The sequence below is a fragment of the Thermacetogenium phaeum DSM 12270 genome (genome assembly GCF_000305935.1).
GTDB classification, from domain to species: Bacteria; Bacillota; DSM-12270; order Thermacetogeniales; family Thermacetogeniaceae; genus Thermacetogenium; species Thermacetogenium phaeum.
The window spans coordinates 2,445,583-2,464,507 of the sequence record NC_018870.1 but is presented as its reverse complement, the minus strand read 5'-3'; the positions used below and the strand labels follow the sequence as shown (position 1 = coordinate 2,464,507).

At 49.0% G+C, this 18,925-nt stretch carries 5 protein-coding genes, 1 pseudogene and 6 CRISPR repeat arrays (1 of these 12 cut by a window edge); of the genes and pseudogenes, 4 read left to right on the top strand and 2 right to left on the bottom strand.

Annotated elements, in window-relative coordinates; translation table 11 throughout:
• Positions 1–4: 4 nt before the first annotated feature.
• A CRISPR array of direct repeats spans positions 5–700; the repeat unit is 30 nt; unit sequence GTTTTCAGCGTACCTATGAGGAATTGAAAC.
• Positions 701–1,105: 405 nt separating this feature from the next.
• A CRISPR array of direct repeats spans positions 1,106–4,402; the repeat unit is 30 nt; unit sequence GTTTTCAGCGTACCTATGAGGAATTGAAAC.
• A gap of 142 nt (positions 4,403–4,544) precedes the next feature.
• Positions 4,545–6,215: an IS1634 family transposase gene (locus tag TPH_RS12075; protein WP_081578676.1), complete on the bottom strand. Its 1,671-nt coding sequence runs from the start codon at positions 6,213–6,215 to the stop codon at positions 4,545–4,547.
• Between the two features lie 202 nt (positions 6,216–6,417).
• A CRISPR array of direct repeats spans positions 6,418–8,764; the repeat unit is 30 nt; unit sequence GTTTTCAGCGTACCTATGAGGAATTGAAAC.
• Between the two features lie 406 nt (positions 8,765–9,170).
• Positions 9,171–10,944: a CRISPR direct-repeat array (repeat unit 30 nt; unit sequence GTTTTCAGCGTACCTATGAGGAATTGAAAC).
• 104 nt (positions 10,945–11,048) lie between these two features.
• Between TPH_RS12075 and tnpA the strand changes: the two genes are divergently transcribed.
• The 3 genes and pseudogenes from tnpA to tnpC all read left to right on the top strand — a co-directional run bounded on the left by tnpA (position 11,049) and on the right by tnpC (position 13,358).
• Positions 11,049–11,369, top strand: coding sequence for an IS66 family insertion sequence element accessory protein TnpA (gene tnpA / locus TPH_RS12070; RefSeq protein ID WP_015049782.1), 321 nt, complete (start codon positions 11,049–11,051; stop codon positions 11,367–11,369).
• Entirely contained in the window at positions 11,363–11,719 is a 357-nt protein-coding gene (tnpB, locus tag TPH_RS12065; RefSeq protein WP_015051475.1) for an IS66 family insertion sequence element accessory protein TnpB, read from the top strand. Before tnpA ends, tnpB begins: the two co-directional genes overlap by 7 nt.
• Positions 11,720–11,802: 83 nt before the next feature.
• Positions 11,803–13,358 (top strand): annotated as a pseudogene (tnpC, locus tag TPH_RS14920) (IS66 family transposase).
• Between the two features lie 89 nt (positions 13,359–13,447).
• Positions 13,448–14,736: a CRISPR direct-repeat array (repeat unit 30 nt; unit sequence GTTTTCAGCGTACCTATGAGGAATTGAAAC).
• 151 nt (positions 14,737–14,887) lie between these two features.
• On the opposite strand, the gene TPH_RS12050 reads toward tnpC, so the two are convergent.
• The gene (locus tag TPH_RS12050) at positions 14,888–16,102 is read right to left on the bottom strand and encodes an IS110 family RNA-guided transposase (RefSeq protein WP_015051472.1); all 1,215 of its coding nucleotides are present in this window, start codon (positions 16,100–16,102) and stop codon (positions 14,888–14,890) included.
• Between the two features lie 655 nt (positions 16,103–16,757).
• Between TPH_RS12050 and TPH_RS12045 the strand changes: the two genes are divergently transcribed.
• Positions 16,758–18,428 carry an IS1634 family transposase gene (locus tag TPH_RS12045; RefSeq protein WP_081578676.1) on the top strand — a complete coding sequence of 557 codons (1,671 nt, stop codon included), beginning with the start codon at positions 16,758–16,760 and terminating at the stop codon, positions 18,426–18,428.
• 141 nt (positions 18,429–18,569) lie between these two features.
• Positions 18,570–18,925: a CRISPR direct-repeat array (repeat unit 30 nt; unit sequence GTTTTCAGCGTACCTATGAGGAATTGAAAC) (it continues 1,942 nt past the right edge of the window).

The window sequence follows — 18,925 nt, the reverse complement described above, 5'->3', positions numbered from 1 at the left end:
ACGGGTTTTCAGCGTACCTATGAGGAATTGAAACCCGCGGAACTCGACCCGACCATGCGGCATTCTCCCTCGTTTTCAGCGTACCTATGAGGAATTGAAACTGAACATACTTTGTTCCTCCTTCCGTAATTTTCCAGTTTTCAGCGTACCTATGAGGAATTGAAACGCGAGTAGGGGATGCGGATGCAGTTTGCGGCTTCGTTGTTTTCAGCGTACCTATGAGGAATTGAAACGTAAGTACATGGAAAGGCTGGAATAGGAATGGAGAAGTTTTCAGCGTACCTATGAGGAATTGAAACTCTCTTCAACGCTCTCTGCTTTTTCGATAATGAAAAGTTTTCAGCGTACCTATGAGGAATTGAAACAAGATATACGGCAATTGTGTGGTGATGAGCTTGAACGTTTTCAGCGTACCTATGAGGAATTGAAACATATTTTGACAGTTTACCGCCTGGGGTTTTCACTTCAAGTTTTCAGCGTACCTATGAGGAATTGAAACGCAAACTGCTCTATCAACCAATTCAACACATTTGCCGTTTTCAGCGTACCTATGAGGAATTGAAACTATGTCGTAAAAGTATAATAATACACACCTCCCTCTAGAGTTTTCAGCGTACCTATGAGGAATTGAAACATGCTTGGGCAGTCTGTGACTGTGTTAGGTTGCAGGGTTTTCAGCGTACCTATGAGGAATTGAAACGATACTGCCTCACGACATCCCGAATCTCTGCCAGTCGTTTTCAGCGTACCTGCCCTGAAAATAGATTGCATACCCTGCCGGTCTACCGCTCGACTCCCGATTCCAGGCCGGACAGGACGACGGCTCGCTTTGGGACAGCCCTGGGATGCTGCGTAACATGTTACAAACTGCTTCTGCCAATCGCAGCGTTTGGCCACGCAGCAAATCCATTCCGTTGAAACTCTTAAGCTCGCATTCCGGCCTGTCATCCTCGCTTCGCCTGTCCTGTTACCCGGCCTTCCATAGGTCGCTCGCCGGCAGACCCCGGGTATTTTCATTCTCTGATGGTGCCGCCGCTGGCGGCATGGTGGTCTATGAGGAATTGAAACCAGGTCAAAAACCTCCTGCCTGGGGTTGAAGCGGTCCGGTTTTCAGCGTACCTATGAGGAATTGAAACCCCTTTGGGCCGATGACAACCTGACGCCAGGTTTCAGTTTTCAGCGTACCTATGAGGAATTGAAACTTGAAGTGCCCCGGCATAGTGCATCATATAGTTTTTGTTTTCAGCGTACCTATGAGGAATTGAAACTAGGACTCAGGGGCGGCAGAAATCTCAAGGTGAGCCGTTTTCAGCGTACCTATGAGGAATTGAAACCAAGAACTCAGGCAAAAACTCGGTAATCTGTGTGATGTTTTCAGCGTACCTATGAGGAATTGAAACCTTCATATATCGCAGTGTCCGTTCGTCTGCCGGCTCGGTTTTCAGCGTACCTATGAGGAATTGAAACTCCGGAGGCATGGGCTCTGGACTGAGGGGCTCGCAGTTTTCAGCGTACCTATGAGGAATTGAAACACTGCTACCTGGGGGCTAAGCCTTTGGGAAGAGCAGTGTTTTCAGCGTACCTATGAGGAATTGAAACAACAGATCCGGGCCGAACACAACCTGGCTTACGGCAGCGTTTTCAGCGTACCTATGAGGAATTGAAACATCGGTATTCCAGCCAGGGTTGCCGGAATATCCCGTGGTTTTCAGCGTACCTATGAGGAATTGAAACACATAACTGTAACCGTAGTCGTCGTTTACATCGCCGGTTTTCAGCGTACCTATGAGGAATTGAAACAAAATAAAGAACTTGAATATCTTGCCGAATCAACACGTTTGTTTTCAGCGTACCTATGAGGAATTGAAACAAATGAACCCGACGATCCAGGAAAAAGAGGAATTTTTGTTTTCAGCGTACCTATGAGGAATTGAAACTTCTTCCTTCTCGCCCCGGAGAAGGACTTTATCCACGTTTTCAGCGTACCTATGAGGAATTGAAACCAGAAGTTGCTACAACAATTGAAGGTGCTAAAGCTGCGTTTTCAGCGTACCTATGAGGAATTGAAACCGATGCCCTTGCTCCCGTTGCCGCAGAACTTGCCCGTTTTCAGCGTACCTATGAGGAATTGAAACCATCCACGAGAAAGAGTTCGATGAAGAGTGGAAAATGTTTTCAGCGTACCTATGAGGAATTGAAACTAAGGCCGGATGCGGAGAAACCGTTCATCGTGGTCAGGTTTTCAGCGTACCTATGAGGAATTGAAACAAACCAGTACCCAGATCGCCGGCGGCTGGGGCGGAATGCGTTTTCAGCGTACCTATGAGGAATTGAAACGGCATTGAACGAAGACCCGCAGTAAAGGCTACAGGAGTTTTCAGCGTACCTATGAGGAATTGAAACCGACCACCGAAGTGTTCAGCATAAATTAACCAGGCCTGGTTTTCAGCGTACCTATGAGGAATTGAAACGAAAGTGCCAAGAAGGACGAAGGGGACGGTAACGTATCGTTTTCAGCGTACCTATGAGGAATTGAAACCATGGCACAGAGCTTACCATTTCGGTGCCCAACATTGGGTTTTCAGCGTACCTATGAGGAATTGAAACCGCATAAGGGATGCCGCCGCAGGTACATCTCTCGATAGTTTTCAGCGTACCTATGAGGAATTGAAACGCGGATCCAACGCCGTAAGCAACCAGAATCCCGGTCGTTTTCAGCGTACCTATGAGGAATTGAAACCCGGGATATCAAACAGATTGTAGAAAGCACAATCCGTTCCGTTTTCAGCGTACCTATGAGGAATTGAAACATGTTTGTAACTCCGCTTTCAACCTATCGCGTTCTTAGTTTTCAGCGTACCTATGAGGAATTGAAACCCACAATAGACAGGCAAACGCTTTTCTTTATACTGCCGTTTTCAGCGTACCTATGAGGAATTGAAACCAATCCGAACTCTTGAGGATGGAATTTCCAGACCCGGTTTTCAGCGTACCTATGAGGAATTGAAACTGATTCCATATATTCTTTTGCTACCCGCTCTTTCAGTTTTCAGCGTACCTATGAGGAATTGAAACTTCGGCCGCGGCCTCCCGCTCGGCCCGCAACCTTTTGAGTTTTCAGCGTACCTATGAGGAATTGAAACTTTCTTTATAGGCCAAATCGTCCGCTCGCGTTTCTTCGTTTTCAGCGTACCTATGAGGAATTGAAACACCGCATCAGCCACCATCTTGGTCAGTTCTTCTTTGGTTTTCAGCGTACCTATGAGGAATTGAAACTCATCAATCTCCAACAACTGGTAAGGCGTTCGGTTGCGTTTTCAGCGTACCTATGAGGAATTGAAACACGGGTGCAATTCCGGAACTGCAACATAATACCCCTGTTTTCAGCGTACCTATGAGGAATTGAAACCATCTTATGAACTACCACGTAAAAGGCTTCTTCAAGGTTTTCAGCGTACCTATGAGGAATTGAAACTCCTCGTCCCCGTATGCATCCCACGCCCCGCCGAACCGTTTTCAGCGTACCTATGAGGAATTGAAACCTGAGTAGTCCTCGTAGTAGTCCAGGCGCTCCCGCAGTTTTCAGCGTACCTATGAGGAATTGAAACGATTTGACACCAAGACGAAAGAAGTGAGAGAGGAGGTTTTCAGCGTACCTATGAGGAATTGAAACTACAATGGAAACAGGAAACAAACAAAGGGGGGAACGAAAGTTTTCAGCGTACCTATGAGGAATTGAAACTCTATGATGGTCGTTATCATGTTTACCATGCTTCGGTTTTCAGCGTACCTATGAGGAATTGAAACAGAAGCCTTCCGCTTTTTAGCCGGGCATTCGGAGAGTTTTCAGCGTACCTATGAGGAATTGAAACATTCTACATCAGTAAGAGGACAAACGTTTTTTGCGTGTTTTCAGCGTACCTATGAGGAATTGAAACGTGAAAACAGGCCAGGCAGAAACGACCATCAGTGCACGTTTTCAGCGTACCTATGAGGAATTGAAACCGATGCTTGGGTGCTATCTGGGTAAGGGGAGTAATTACGTTTTCAGCGTACCTATGAGGAATTGAAACTTGAGCTTCTTCGCGTATTTAAGTGCTTCAGATGCAGTTTTCAGCGTACCTATGAGGAATTGAAACTTCGGGTACTTCTGGACATCCGAAAGTGCCCAGAAAGTTTTCAGCGTACCTATGAGGAATTGAAACCCTCGTCAATGAGCCTCGGGCGACATGCTTTGATTGTTTTCAGCGTACCTATGAGGAATTGAAACACTTTGGATTATCAATTACGGCTGGAAACACCCCCGTTTTCAGCGTACCTATGAGGAATTGAAACCACTTCTTGCCGTTCAATCGCAAGAAAGGAGGGCATCGTTTTCAGCGTACCTATGAGGAATTGAAACAGCGTAATCCCAGGCCACCGAGAACATTTTCTCGGCGTTTTCAGCGTACCTATGACCGGAGTTCGACAGTCCATAGACAAACAGAAGGCCGGAAGCCGCATGGGACACAGAATTCAGTGAATATGTTTTTAAAGGTGTGTTACTAGGCGTTTTTCTTAGCTGTGGGGTTAATGGAGAAGAGAAGTGGCGGTTCTTTGACGGCTAACGCCTTGAATATCTGCTTCTGAGCAGGGGTGGTTTCGGTCCGCTGCCGTACCTGACCGGCTGTTCCGCTGAACTCTCCCAGCTGCATTCTCTGCAGGGTGGCCCTGAGGCTGCACCAGGTTTGCCCCGTTCTGTTCTCGGCAATCCTGATCAGCAAGAGCGCCAGCCAGCAGAGGAGCACATGGGAGCGGATGCGGTCTTCCAGGCGGTGGTAGACCGGGCGCAGCTCCAACCGGGACTTAAGGGTACGAAAGGCGTCTTCCACCAGCAGCAGCTGTTTGTAGCCCAGGGCGACATCTTCGGCGGAGAGGGTGTCGTCCGAGGTGCGCAGCAGGTATTTGCCGTCGAGTTTTTCTTCTTCCCTGATCTTGGCCCGGTCGATCTTCGGCAGGCTGCGGGAGTCCAGCTTCAGGTAGCGGCCGTAGACCGGATGGGCCATGAGTTCGCAGACTGCTTTGGCATGTGTCTTAATATGGGGAAGCTGTTCCTCCAGTTCCTTGATAATTTTTTCCCGCCTGGCTTTGTCCCGGGCAGCCTCTTCGGGGTTGCGCACCAGGATGTAGCGCTCCCTGGCCTCGCCGTTTCCGACGACGATCTCCTTGACTTCCAGGTTGTCCCGCACCGTCTGGTAGCGGCCTCCCCGCTTTAAGGCTTGCACGGTATTTTCCTTGCCGCTGCGCAGCTTCTCCCCGGCTATGTAGTGACCTCCCGCCCGCTGCAGGCAGCGCAGGTTGTCTTCGGAGTTGAACCCCCGGTCCAGCACGGTGATGACCCGGCCCAGCTTCCAGCCTATGAGGTCCTTCTTTACCTGTTCGACCACAGAGATGTCGGCGGTGTTGCCCGGCCACACCCAGCAGCGCACCGGGATGCCGTCCCTGGTGACGGCCAGGCCGATCACGGCCTGCGGCAGATCCGGCCGGTGGTCCTTGGAGTGCCCCCGGCGCCGCAGTCCGCCATCCTCATCTTCGTCCTCGATCTCAAAGTAGGTGGAGGTGGTGTCGAAGTAAAGGATGTCTACTTCCAGGTTGAGCAGGTTGGCCACGGAGTAATAAACCTGCTTCTGCAGTTCGGCTTCGTTCTCCAGAAGAAAGTCCATCGCCCGGTAGAGCTGCTGCAGGGGTATTTCCTCTACGCCCGGGATCACGGCGTCCTCTTTCACCCATTCTTCCACTCCGCGCTTGGACATGGGATCAAGGGCGCGGTTCGCTGCCATGGCAAAGATGGCTCTTTCTACCGGGGTCTTGTACTGCCGCTTCTTGAGCAGGGTTTCAAGTACGCCTTTGATCCCCAGCTCTTCCCAGAGCCTGTCCAGGACCCAGGCTCCTCCCAGTGGACGGCTGGTGATAAATTTGAGGGGTGCTGCACCTGTTTCCGCTTCATAACGCAGGGTCTCCCCGGGCCCCAGGAACCGGTTGATGCTCTTTACTAGACGCTTTAATGCCTCCCGGTCGACCTCCTCTTCACGCCCGAAGTTGAAGAGCACTTTGGCCTTGGCGCACCTGGCCTGGGGGTCCCATTGATTATGGGCAAGCTGGATGTAGCGGACGACGGAGCCGTCTTTGTTCTTGCGCTGGATGGTTCGGATGTACATGTCTACATTATACCACATGTACCATCCATACAACAAGAGATATAACACAAAACGTGTGCCTATGCATTTTTCGCTTTTTCTCCACTCCCAAACCCGCTAACCCTTGATATTAAAGGATCGCTCTTCAAAAATTTCGCTCTGAATGCCTCGTTAGTGTCGAACTCCGGTATGAGGAATTGAAACTACTCCCAGAGCACGTACATCCGCTCACAGTCCATGCGTTTTCAGCGTACCTATGAGGAATTGAAACTCCGGGACGGTATTGAGTATGAATTCACCATCTTTCTGTTTTCAGCGTACCTATGAGGAATTGAAACAATATACAAGCCCCATAATCATCCCGATTTTTCTCTTGTTTTCAGCGTACCTATGAGGAATTGAAACTCAACCCCCTCGTATCCAGTTAAAATTCCGATGCCGGTTTTCAGCGTACCTATGAGGAATTGAAACTGGGCTCTGCTCGCCGGGTGCTTCTTCACCTCTACCGTTTTCAGCGTACCTATGAGGAATTGAAACTAGGACTTTTTTCCTAACTTTAGTGGAAACTTCTTCGTTTTCAGCGTACCTATGAGGAATTGAAACGTTTTAGCGATGCGGCTTTAAAAGACCTTGAACAGAGTTTTCAGCGTACCTATGAGGAATTGAAACAGAGCGCCGACCGCGGGGCAGGTAATATGATAATACCGTTTTCAGCGTACCTATGAGGAATTGAAACGCAAGCACCGTCATTGCGCTCATCACGCCTGATGGAGTTTTCAGCGTACCTATGAGGAATTGAAACTTCAACAAAAGTGTGCCAAAAAATGCAAAACAGAAGTTTTCAGCGTACCTATGAGGAATTGAAACGGAAGGGGATCTCGAGAAGGGACTTTCTATTCTTGGTTTTCAGCGTACCTATGAGGAATTGAAACTGGCGCGATAGGACGAGAATATGCCACTTTCCTCTCTGTTTTCAGCGTACCTATGAGGAATTGAAACCTTCGAGGAGCTTCATCATGCCCTCGATCACGCTAAGTTTTCAGCGTACCTATGAGGAATTGAAACTAGGAAAAGAAGGATATTGTTTACTTATAATAGATGGTTTTCAGCGTACCTATGAGGAATTGAAACCTTCCAAATCGACAAATTCCGCAATCACCCTGTACTTCGTTTTCAGCGTACCTATGAGGAATTGAAACTAAGAACCTTCCCGTTCTTCTAATTCCCATGTAATAGTTTTCAGCGTACCTATGAGGAATTGAAACCCCGAGAAGAGCAAGTCCCTTCTCGAGTTCTCCTTCCGTTTTCAGCGTACCTATGAGGAATTGAAACGAGGTGCGTCGCAATGGTAGAGCTTGAATTTCTTTTGTTTTCAGCGTACCTATGAGGAATTGAAACCCGTACAACTCCATCAAATTAGGTTCAGCAGATTCCGGTTTTCAGCGTACCTATGAGGAATTGAAACAACTTCGGCAATTAAGTCTCTTAACTCCTTATCTGTGTTTTCAGCGTACCTATGAGGAATTGAAACCCTGTTTCCCAGATAACTGGGAGACAGGAAAGAGGGTTTTCAGCGTACCTATGAGGAATTGAAACACCGAGCAGGGAATCGACTGGATAGAAGTCCCGCGTTTTCAGCGTACCTATGAGGAATTGAAACAAGGAAACCCGTACGGAAGAGATAGAAGCCCTTGCTCTGTTTTCAGCGTACCTATGAGGAATTGAAACTAAAAAGTGCTATCACAATATCCCCCCTTACTCCACAGTTTTCAGCGTACCTATGAGGAATTGAAACGCAGGAGCCGCAGCCGCAGCCGCAGCCTTAGTCGGCGTTTTCAGCGTACCTATGAGGAATTGAAACCATCTCTTCAAGAACAGCAAAGAATGTGTGCTTGTGTTTTCAGCGTACCTATGAGGAATTGAAACTGGGGCGCGGTCAGGGTGGGCGTGCCGTAAAGCGTGCGTTTTCAGCGTACCTATGAGGAATTGAAACTTAATCGACTTGGCAGAGAAAGGAAGAATTACCCCGTTTTCAGCGTACCTATGAGGAATTGAAACATGTCATTTTTATCCCCTCTCTGCATCCTAAGCATGGTTTTCAGCGTACCTATGAGGAATTGAAACGGCCATTCCAACATATCCACAACGTCAAAGTATCTCGTTTTCAGCGTACCTATGAGGAATTGAAACCCTTTGGACACCTCAAAAGTGAAAGTGCATCTCTGGGTTTTCAGCGTACCTATGAGGAATTGAAACTGTATATGTCCGCCAACACAATTTCACCCAGTTTCTGGTTTTCAGCGTACCTATGAGGAATTGAAACGATTACTAGGATTATTATGGCGACGGCAAACTAAAAAGGTTTTCAGCGTACCTATGAGGAATTGAAACTGGCGACGGCAAACTAAAAAGTCAAAGAAAGTCAAAGTTTTCAGCGTACCTATGAGGAATTGAAACCCACTTCCATCGGGTTCCTACCGTCTACTACCGGGGTTTTCAGCGTACCTATGAGGAATTGAAACGGATATCTGCGCAGTTCGGGCACACCTCCGGCACATGTTTTCAGCGTACCTATGAGGAATTGAAACGCCCTGGTCATCGTCATCTTTCATACAATCACACACCGGTTTTCAGCGTACCTGCCCTGAAAATAGATTGCATACCCTGCCGGTCTACCGCTCGACTCCCGATTCCAGGCCGGACAGGACGACGGCTCGCTTTGGGACAGCCCTGGGATGCTGCGTAACATGTTACAAACTGCTTCTGCCAATCGCAGCGTTTGGCCACGCAGCAAATCCATTCCGTTGAAACTCTTAAGCTCGCATTCCGGCCTGTCATCCTCGCTTCGCCTGTCCTGTTACCCGGCCTTCCATAGGTCGCTCGCCGGCAGACCCCGGGTATTTTCATTCTCTGATGGTGCCGCCGCTGGCGGCATGGTGGTCTATGAGGAATTGAAACCAGAACGATATTTCAATCTACATAAAATTGAAAATGTGTTTTCAGCGTACCTATGAGGAATTGAAACGAAACGCTAAAAAACTCATAAAAGCAGGAGGGAGAAGTTTTCAGCGTACCTATGAGGAATTGAAACACCCCACCAGATCCAGGAGAATCCGCTTTACCGGCCCGGGTTTTCAGCGTACCTATGAGGAATTGAAACTACTTCGATAACTTCATACTCAGCATCGGGACGCATAAGTTTTCAGCGTACCTATGAGGAATTGAAACAGAACTCACGAGCAGTCACGATTCATCAGCACTCCTTTCGTTTTCAGCGTACCTATGAGGAATTGAAACGCGTGAGCGATTCTCGGGGCACGGCGGCACGATACGCCAGTTTTCAGCGTACCTATGAGGAATTGAAACCATAGTAACCACCGAGGAATCTGTTCCCGTAATCATTGTTTTCAGCGTACCTATGAGGAATTGAAACAATTAAGTTTAAGGAGGTCTTGAAATGTCAGTTGCTGGTTTTCAGCGTACCTATGAGGAATTGAAACCTAGTGTAAGACCTGTCTGGTGGTCAGATGGTAGTTTTCTGAGTTTTCAGCGTACCTATGAGGAATTGAAACTCAGCTTACACTTTCGGGAGGGATTGCATCTCTTCCGTTTTCAGCGTACCTATGAGGAATTGAAACTTATACTTTTACGACATATAATGCAGATGGTACTGAGTTTTCAGCGTACCTATGAGGAATTGAAACGAAGAAAAACGTAAAGAACTCGTTAAACCTTACAACGGTTTTCAGCGTACCTATGAGGAATTGAAACACAAACTGGAAGCCGGCAGAGAGTTGGACGCACTGGTGTTTTCAGCGTACCTATGAGGAATTGAAACCGGCATGGGCGGCGAATATTTATCCCGGCGAAACTGGTTTTCAGCGTACCTATGAGGAATTGAAACTCCGTAATCACCGCAGCCCCATCCGTAAAGGATTCCGTTTTCAGCGTACCTATGAGGAATTGAAACGCAGGATTCTCAAGGTAGAGGTCATCAATCTCCTTTGTTTTCAGCGTACCTATGAGGAATTGAAACTAAAGCTCCACATCCGACCGCGCATCGCCTTCAACTGTTTTCAGCGTACCTATGAGGAATTGAAACTGGAGACTGCTCAGCTACTGCATTTCCTTGGTTAACGTTTTCAGCGTACCTATGAGGAATTGAAACGACATCCGAAAAAGAAATGAAAGGAGTGCTGATGAAGTTTTCAGCGTACCTATGAGGAATTGAAACCATCTCTTCAAGAACAGCAAAGAATGTGTGCTTGTCGGTTTTCAGCGTACCTATGAGGAATTGAAACTGGTATATATAGACCTAACTCCTTCGTGATGTACTTTGAGTTTTCAGCGTACCTATGAGGAATTGAAACCAGGATTACGCTGGAATTTGAATGAAAGGAGGAGGAGTTTTCAGCGTACCTATGAGGAATTGAAACACGACCATGAACACCTTACTTCCTCCTCCTTTCATTGTTTTCAGCGTACCTATGAGGAATTGAAACTCGGGCAAGCCTATTTTACTCCGCCGGCAGGCTCCGTTTTCAGCGTACCTATGAGGAATTGAAACTTGAGCTTCTCCGCGTATTTAAGTGCTTCAGATGCATCGTTTTCAGCGTACCTATGAGGAATTGAAACATGTTGTGAATGATGATGGGATTCCGCTTGAAGAGCGTTTTCAGCGTACCTATGAGGAATTGAAACTCCGTTAGCATTTGCTAAGGATGAGGTGGTGGTCAAAGTTTTCAGCGTACCTATGAGGAATTGAAACTGCAGATGACGAGAGGTAAGCGTCAAATACAACCCACCTTGGCACAGTGCTCGAGATTAAGGGATAATCTTCCTCAGAAAACGAACTGAGGAGGATTTCCCCTTATGACCAGAGCCGAATTACAAAAACTTTGGGAAGCTCGCATAGCCGAATACAGGGAAAGCGGGCAAAGCGTTAAAGAATGGTGCGCCTCCCACGAAGGCATTAACCCCAGGCAGTTATGGTACTGGCTGCGGAAGTTTAAGAACCAGACCCCGGCTCCTCCGGAGATTTCCAACCGGTGGCTGTCGGTAGAAATAAGCGAGGAAGATTCCCTAGAACAGGCCCTACTGGTCAAAATAGGACCGGCCAGCATCGAGGTAAGACCCGGCTTTGACCCGGCCTTACTCACCAAGGTAGTTCAGGTGCTGATGGCGTTATGCTAAACGAAGCTGGTATCGACCGGGTTTACCTCGCCTGCGGAGCAACAGACCTGCGCAAATCTATTGACGGCCTGGCGGTACTGGTCAAGGAAGGCTTCGAATTAGACCCTTTTTCTTCTTGCCTCTTTGTCTTCTGCAACCGTAAGAGGGACAAACTGAAGATCCTCCACTGGGAGCACAACGGGTTTTGGCTTTATTACCGCCGGCTGGAGAAGGGCAAATTCATATGGCCTCAAGATACCACTTCTTCAACCATCACCATCAGCCGCCGGGAGCTGCGCTGGCTGCTTGACGGCCTCCCCTTAAAACAGCCTAAAGCTCATCCCGAAGTAAAAGCGCGCACCATCTTGTAAAAGAAATCGCCTTAGAAAGAAATATTTTTTTGTCTGTTGTTGATTTTAGAGGAATTCGACACGATTCGTCGAATCCTTAAAGCATGAACACTTCCCAATCTATCGCCACCATGACTATAGAAGAGCTGCGAGAGCGATGTGTCCAGCTGGAACAACAAAACGCCGAACTGACCGCTAAATTAAACTGGTTTATGGAGCAGTTCCGTTTAAGTAAGAAACGGCAATTCGGTTCTTCCAGCGAGCGGACTGAACCTCTAAAAGAGCAGCTTTTACTTTTTAACGAAGCGGAAGCGGAAGCCCGGCCGGAGGAAGCGGAGCCGGATTTGGAGACCATCACCTACCAGCGCCGCAAAACACGTACCCGCCGGGAGATGAACCTGGAAAAACTGCCGGTAGAAATAGTAGAGCACCGTCTGCCCGAAGAGGAGCGGGTCTGCCCGTGCTGCGGTGGCCCTTTACATGAAATGAGCACTGAGGTGCGGCAAGAGCTCAAAATCATCCCGGCCCAGGTGAAAGTGGTTAAGCACGTGCGCTACGTCTATTCCTGCCGCCGCTGCGAGAAAGAAGAAATAACCACTCCTGTTATCACGGCGCCTATGCTTGCTCCTGTACTTCCGGGAAGTCCTCCCTCATGGCCTACATTATGACCCAGAAATACGGGGCAGGATTGCCCCTCTACCGCCAGGAGCAGCAGTTTAAAAGTTTGGGGATAGACCTTTCCCGGCAGACCATGGCCAACTGGGTGCTTCATGGAGCTAACACCTACTTAACCCTTATTTACGACCGTCTTCATGAACACCTCCTCAAAAGAGACATTCTCCATGCCGACGAAACCACATTACAGGTACTTCATGAACCGGGAAGGGAGCCTACCACCAAATCATTCCTCTGGCTTTACCGTAGCGGGTGGGACGGTCCCCCGATTATCCTTTACGACTACCAGACCACCCGGGCCGGCAAACACCCCCGCCGGTTCCTGGCAGGTTTTAAGGGCTATTTGCATGTTGACGGCTATGACGGCTACAATGGACTTTCCGGGGTCACCCTGGTGGGCTGCTGGGCCCATGCCCGGCGCAAGTTTGACGAAGCTTTAAAAGCCCTGCCGCAAGATAAAAGAAACAAAGCAGTGGCTGCCCGGGAGGGGCTGGAGTTCTGCAACAGGCTTTTTGCCATAGAGCGCGAGCTTAAAGACAAAACCCCGGAGGAACGATATCAAATACGGCAGGGGCGCAGCCGGCCCGTGCTGGAGGACTTTTTGGCATGGCTGAAGAAGCAGAAAGCGAAAGTGTTGCCCAAAAGTACCTTTGGGCAGGCGGTTTACTATTGCCTGGGCCAATGGGATAAGCTAACGGCCTTTTTACAAGACGGGCGTTTGGAAATTGATAACAACCGCAGCGAGCGTTCTATAAAACCCTTTGTTATTGGCCGCAAGAACTGGCTATTTGCCAACACCCCTCGGGGTGCGAGGGCCAGCGCTATTGTCTACAGTATCATAGAAACGGCCAAGGAGAATGGGTTAAACCCCTTCCACTATCTCACTTACCTCTTCGAAAAACTTCCCAACCTGGACCCCCAGGATGAAGAGGCGTTGGACCGGCTCCTCCCCTGGTCCGAAACCTTACCCCCTACCTGCCGGTGAATTAATTGGAATGCTTAAGCCCCCACCTCAAACACAAGGTGGGGGTTATTTTACGCTTACGACGAGAGGATTCAATCTAAGGAGGCGATGTTTTCAGCGTACCTATGAGGAATTGAAACGAAGAACCGAGGACGGTATCATGAGGGTATTGTCCGGGGTTTTCAGCGTACCTATGAGGAATTGAAACATGAAGATCAATCGATATATCAGCAGCAAACTCTCCGTTTTCAGCGTACCTATGAGGAATTGAAACCTTGACGGTGAGTTTATTGGGATGGTTCATTAGGAAGGTTTTCAGCGTACCTATGAGGAATTGAAACTCCTCCGCTCATAACGCCGGATCGCGCCGCAGTGAGGTTTTCAGCGTACCTATGAGGAATTGAAACGAAACGCCTCCATGCAACGTAGCAAGAGCTTTCTTGTTTTCAGCGTACCTATGAGGAATTGAAACTGCTCTCTCGCAATGGCTTATTTAAATTTGGTAGTCCAGTTTTCAGCGTACCTATGAGGAATTGAAACAGAACAGGGGCAAGGGAAACAAAGGAAAATTCTCCTGTTTTCAGCGTACCTATGAGGAATTGAAACTACGAAATCCGCCAGTACGGGCCTGCGTCGTTCCAGTTTTCAGCGTACCTATGAGGAATTGAAACCGTCATCCTTGCGGCAGGCACCGGCCGGCCGGGGAGTTTTCAGCGTACCTATGAGGAATTGAAACCTTTGATAGGACAACACCCTCTTCCAAATCTGGTTGTTTTCAGCGTACCTATGAGGAATTGAAACCATCTCTTCAAGAACAGCAAAGAATGTGTGCTTGTCGTTTTCAGCGTACCTATGAGGAATTGAAACGCGACGTTCTTCCTCATTTCGCATTCCTCCCTTTTTGTTTTCAGCGTACCTATGAGGAATTGAAACATCTCCTGCAGCGGATAATACTTACCGGGGCATGCGTTTTCAGCGTACCTATGAGGAATTGAAACCAATAAATCATAATACGACACGAAACGGTAGCTTCCTCGTTTTCAGCGTACCTATGAGGAATTGAAACGGTAAGGGGAGTAATTACTTCGTTTCTTTCCCGGAGTTTTCAGCGTACCTATGAGGAATTGAAACTCGAAACACCCGCACTTCTCTCCTATACAGTTTCGGGTTTTCAGCGTACCTATGAGGAATTGAAACGAATCCCGCCGGTTCGTCCGGTAGCTCCGAAAGCGGGGTTTTCAGCGTACCTATGAGGAATTGAAACTGTAAGCATGTGACGCCCCCGGATATTGCTTTGCTCTGTTTTCAGCGTACCTATGAGGAATTGAAACGAAACGAAAAAGAAGCATATTGGCAGGAGTGGTTCCGTGTTTTCAGCGTACCTATGAGGAATTGAAACTGCCCAAAGAAAAAGACTGGGAAGGAATACGAGTTTTAGTTTTCAGCGTACCTGCCCTGAAAATTAGCTTCACAAAAAAGGCAATAATCAAGCAGACCCTAGGCATTAAAGGGATAATGAGACTTAAAAACGAATAAAACTAAGAGCTCGATTATGCAACCTCGATGCTCACACGATAACCCAATTGTTCTAATTGCTTAACAGCACGATTGACAACCGCTTTAGAATTTCTTTTCTCAAAATAGTCACCGCCGAGATCATGATAAGGCACTCTTCTAATCAACATGTAATAAACGCTGACCAAAATAGAATGAGCAACAGCAACAGCAGCCCTGTTAGCGCCTCTTCTGGCAGCAACACGGTGATACAGAGCGGAAAGGTAGGTGTTTTTAGTGCGGGAGGCAGCCCTGGCAGCCTGGATCAAGGTAGTGTGTAACAGCGTATTACCTTTGGTTGTTTTACCGCTCTTGCGTTTACCGGCGCTTTCATTATTGCCGGGGGCCACCCCTGCCCATGAAGACAGGTGAGCTGCGGATGGAAATCGTGACATATCTGCACCTATACAGGCTAAAATAACTTGAGAGGTTCTTCTCCCAACTCCTGGAATAGTATCCAAAAGAGCCAGCTCTGCCTCAAAAGGGCGCATCCGCTCCTCGATCTGTTGATCAAGGCGTGCAATTTCCTGATCAAGATAATCGATATGGCGCAGTTGGGCTGCTAAAAGCAATCGCTGGTGTTTTCCCACCAATCCAAACAGGGCTTGCTCCAGTTGCTCTTTCTTTTTCTTTAATTTCTTTTGTGCAAAGTCTGCGAGAACAGCGGGATCATCGATACCGGAAATGATACCTTCGATCATCGCCCTGCCGGAGACGCCGACAACATCTGTTGCCACTGATGACAGTTTAATCCCGGCGCCTTCCAGCGTTTTTTGGATACGGTTAACTTCCCTGGCACGTTCTTCGACGAGGCTTTTGCGGTAACCGACCAGTTCCCTTAATTCCCGCTGTTCTCTGTCAGGAATGTAGCTTCCTTTCAAAAGACCGTGGCGCAAGAGGTCTGCAATCCATTCGGCATCTTTGACATCGGTTTTGCGACCTGGAACGGCTTTAATATGCTTGGCGTTGACGACCAGGAGTTCCAGCTGATACTGTTCAAGGATATTATAGATCGGCTTCCAATAAACCCCGGTACTTTCCATGGCCACATGTGTACAGCCTTTGCTGGTAAGCCAGTCAGCCAGGTTTAAAAGATCTCTGGTCATGGTACCAAATGTTCTTATTTCCTTTTCATCTGGCGTAATAACGCAGGCAACGACAGAGTTTTTGTGAACGTCCAAACCACAACAGTACGGGAACACGACATCCATCAAAGATCCTCCTTTAGCGGCTTTGGATAGTCAGGGCTGGTGCAGTGGCCTTTGAATGAGCAATCTGCCCTGCGTGCTTCCCAGATGGGAGCAACAATCAGTGGTGCACCAGGCCGCTGGGGTCCGTCTAAGTATCGGGCTCAAAGCACCAAGGTATTTCGACCTCGTTACCAGCCGCTGAAGGTTTTATTCGACTAGCACCTATTTTCATCCTCTGTTGGTGTCACCGGAGGTGACATGATTGTCTATGAGGAATTGAAACTGAACCGGAACTGAAACACCCCCGCATGGTATATTTCGTTTTCAGCGTACCTATGAGGAATTGAAACAAAGAAACGTTCTTCGATGATATTATGAAGTACATGGGTTTTCAGCGTACCTATGAGGAATTGAAACAGGAACGAAATGAATGCAAAGTTTGAACAATATCGGTTTTCAGCGTACCTATGAGGAATTGAAACAAGAGCCTCGTCGGCACTATCTACCGGTTTTCAGCGTACCTATGACCGGAGTTCGACACTAACGAGGCATTCAGAGCGAAATTTTTGAAGAGCGATCCTTTAATATCAAGGGTTAGCGGGTTTGGGAGTGGAGAAAAAGCGAAAAATGCATAGGCACACGTTTTGTGTTATATCTCTTGTTGTATGGATGGTACATGTGGTATAATGTAGACATGTACATCCGAACCATCCAGCGCAAGAACAAAGACGGCTCCGTCGTCCGCTACATCCAGCTTGCCCATAATCAATGGGACCCCCAGGCCAGGTGCGCCAAGGCCAAAGTGCTCTTCAACTTCGGGCGTGAAGAGGAGGTCGACCGGGAGGCATTAAAGCGTCTAGTAAAGAGCATCAACCGGTTCCTGGGGCCCGGGGAGACCCTGCGTTATGAAGCGGAAACAGGTGCAGCACCCCTCAAATTTATCACCAGCCGTCCACTGGGAGGAGCCTGGGTCCTGGACAGGCTCTGGGAAGAGCTGGGGATCAAAGGCGTACTTGAAACCCTGCTCAAGAAGCGGCAGTACAAGACCCCGGTAGAAAGAGCCATCTTTGCCATGGCAGCGAACCGCGCCCTTGATCCCATGTCCAAGCGCGGAGTGGAAGAATGGGTGAAAGAGGACGCCGTGATCCCGGGCGTAGAGGAAATACCCCTGCAGCAGCTCTACCGGGCGATGGACTTTCTTCTGGAGAACGAAGCCGAACTGCAGAAGCAGGTTTATTACTCCGTGGCCAACCTGCTCAACCTGGAAGTAGACATCCTTTACTTCGACACCACCTCCACCTACTTTGAGATCGAGGACGAAGATGAGGATGGCGGACTGCGGCGCCGGGGGCACTCCAAGGACCACCGGCCGGATCTGCCGCAGGCCGTGATCGGCCTGGCCGTCACCAGGGACGGCATCCCGGTGCGCTGCTGGGTGTGGCCGGGCAACACCGCCGACATCTCTGTGGTCGAACAGGTAAAGAAGGACCTCATAGGCTGGAAGCTGGGCCGGGTCATCACCGTGCTGGACCGGGGGTTCAACTCCGAAGACAACCTGCGCTGCCTGCAGCGGGCGGGAGGTCACTACATAGCCGGGGAGAAGCTGCGCAGCGGCAAGGAAAATACCGTGCAAGCCTTAAAGCGGGGAGGCCGCTACCAGACGGTGCGGGACAACCTGGAAGTCAAGGAGATCGTCGTCGGAAACGGCGAGGCCAGGGAGCGCTACATCCTGGTGCGCAACCCCGAAGAGGCTGCCCGGGACAAAGCCAGGCGGGAAAAAATTATCAAGGAACTGGAGGAACAGCTTCCCCATATTAAGACACATGCCAAAGCAGTCTGCGAACTCATGGCCCATCCGGTCTACGGCCGCTACCTGAAGCTGGACTCCCGCAGCCTGCCGAAGATCGACCGGGCCAAGATCAGGGAAGAAGAAAAACTCGACGGCAAATACCTGCTGCGCACCTCGGACGACACCCTCTCCGCCGAAGATGTCGCCCTGGGCTACAAACAGCTGCTGCTGGTGGAAGACGCCTTTCGTACCCTTAAGTCCCGGTTGGAGCTGCGCCCGGTCTACCACCGCCTGGAAGACCGCATCCGCTCCCATGTGCTCCTCTGCTGGCTGGCGCTCTTGCTGATCAGGATTGCCGAGAACAGAACGGGGCAAACCTGGTGCAGCCTCAGGGCCACCCTGCAGAGAATGCAGCTGGGAGAGTTCAGCGGAACAGCCGGTCAGGTACGGCAGCGGACCGAAACCACCCCTGCTCAGAAGCAGATATTCAAGGCGTTAGCCGTCAAAGAACCGCCACTTCTCTTCTCCATTAACCCCACAGCTAAGAAAAACGCCTAGTAACACACCTTTAAAAACATATTCACTGAATTCTGTGTCCCATGCGGCTTCCGGCCTTCTGTTTGTCTATGGACTGTCGAACTCCGGTATGAGGAATTGAAACTTAGAACACCTCCTCTAAATCAGCCTGCCAGCCGAGAAGTTTTCAGCGTACCTATGAGGAATTGAAACCCCGCATTGCGGGAAGGCACTCCCCGAGGAAACTATCGTTTTCAGCGTACCTATGAGGAATTGAAACACATATACTGCTTGTGCATTGTTCCATACATCCTGACGTTTTCAGCGTACCTATGAGGAATTGAAACTCAGGATAACAAGCGGTAATTTGTATCTTTATCCTGACGGGTTTTCAGCGTACCTATGAGGAATTGAAACGATACCTTGTTGGTGTAGGTAGCGAAGTATTCTCACCGTTTTCAGCGTACCTATGAGGAATTGAAACACGCACCACCGGAAAAATCCTTTCAAGCATTTGCGTTTTCAGCGTACCTATGAGG

Coding starts and splice junctions, on each gene's coding strand:
- TPH_RS12075 (WP_081578676.1), bottom strand. CDS start 6,215: ATGTGGTATAATGTAGACATGTACATCCGAACCATCCAGCGCAAGAAC.
- tnpA (WP_015049782.1), top strand. CDS start 11,049: ATGACCAGAGCCGAATTACAAAAACTTTGGGAAGCTCGCATAGCCGAA.
- tnpB (WP_015051475.1), top strand. CDS start 11,363: ATGCTAAACGAAGCTGGTATCGACCGGGTTTACCTCGCCTGCGGAGCA.
- TPH_RS12050 (WP_015051472.1), bottom strand. CDS start 16,102: ATGGATGTCGTGTTCCCGTACTGTTGTGGTTTGGACGTTCACAAAAAC.
- TPH_RS12045 (WP_081578676.1), top strand. CDS start 16,758: ATGTGGTATAATGTAGACATGTACATCCGAACCATCCAGCGCAAGAAC.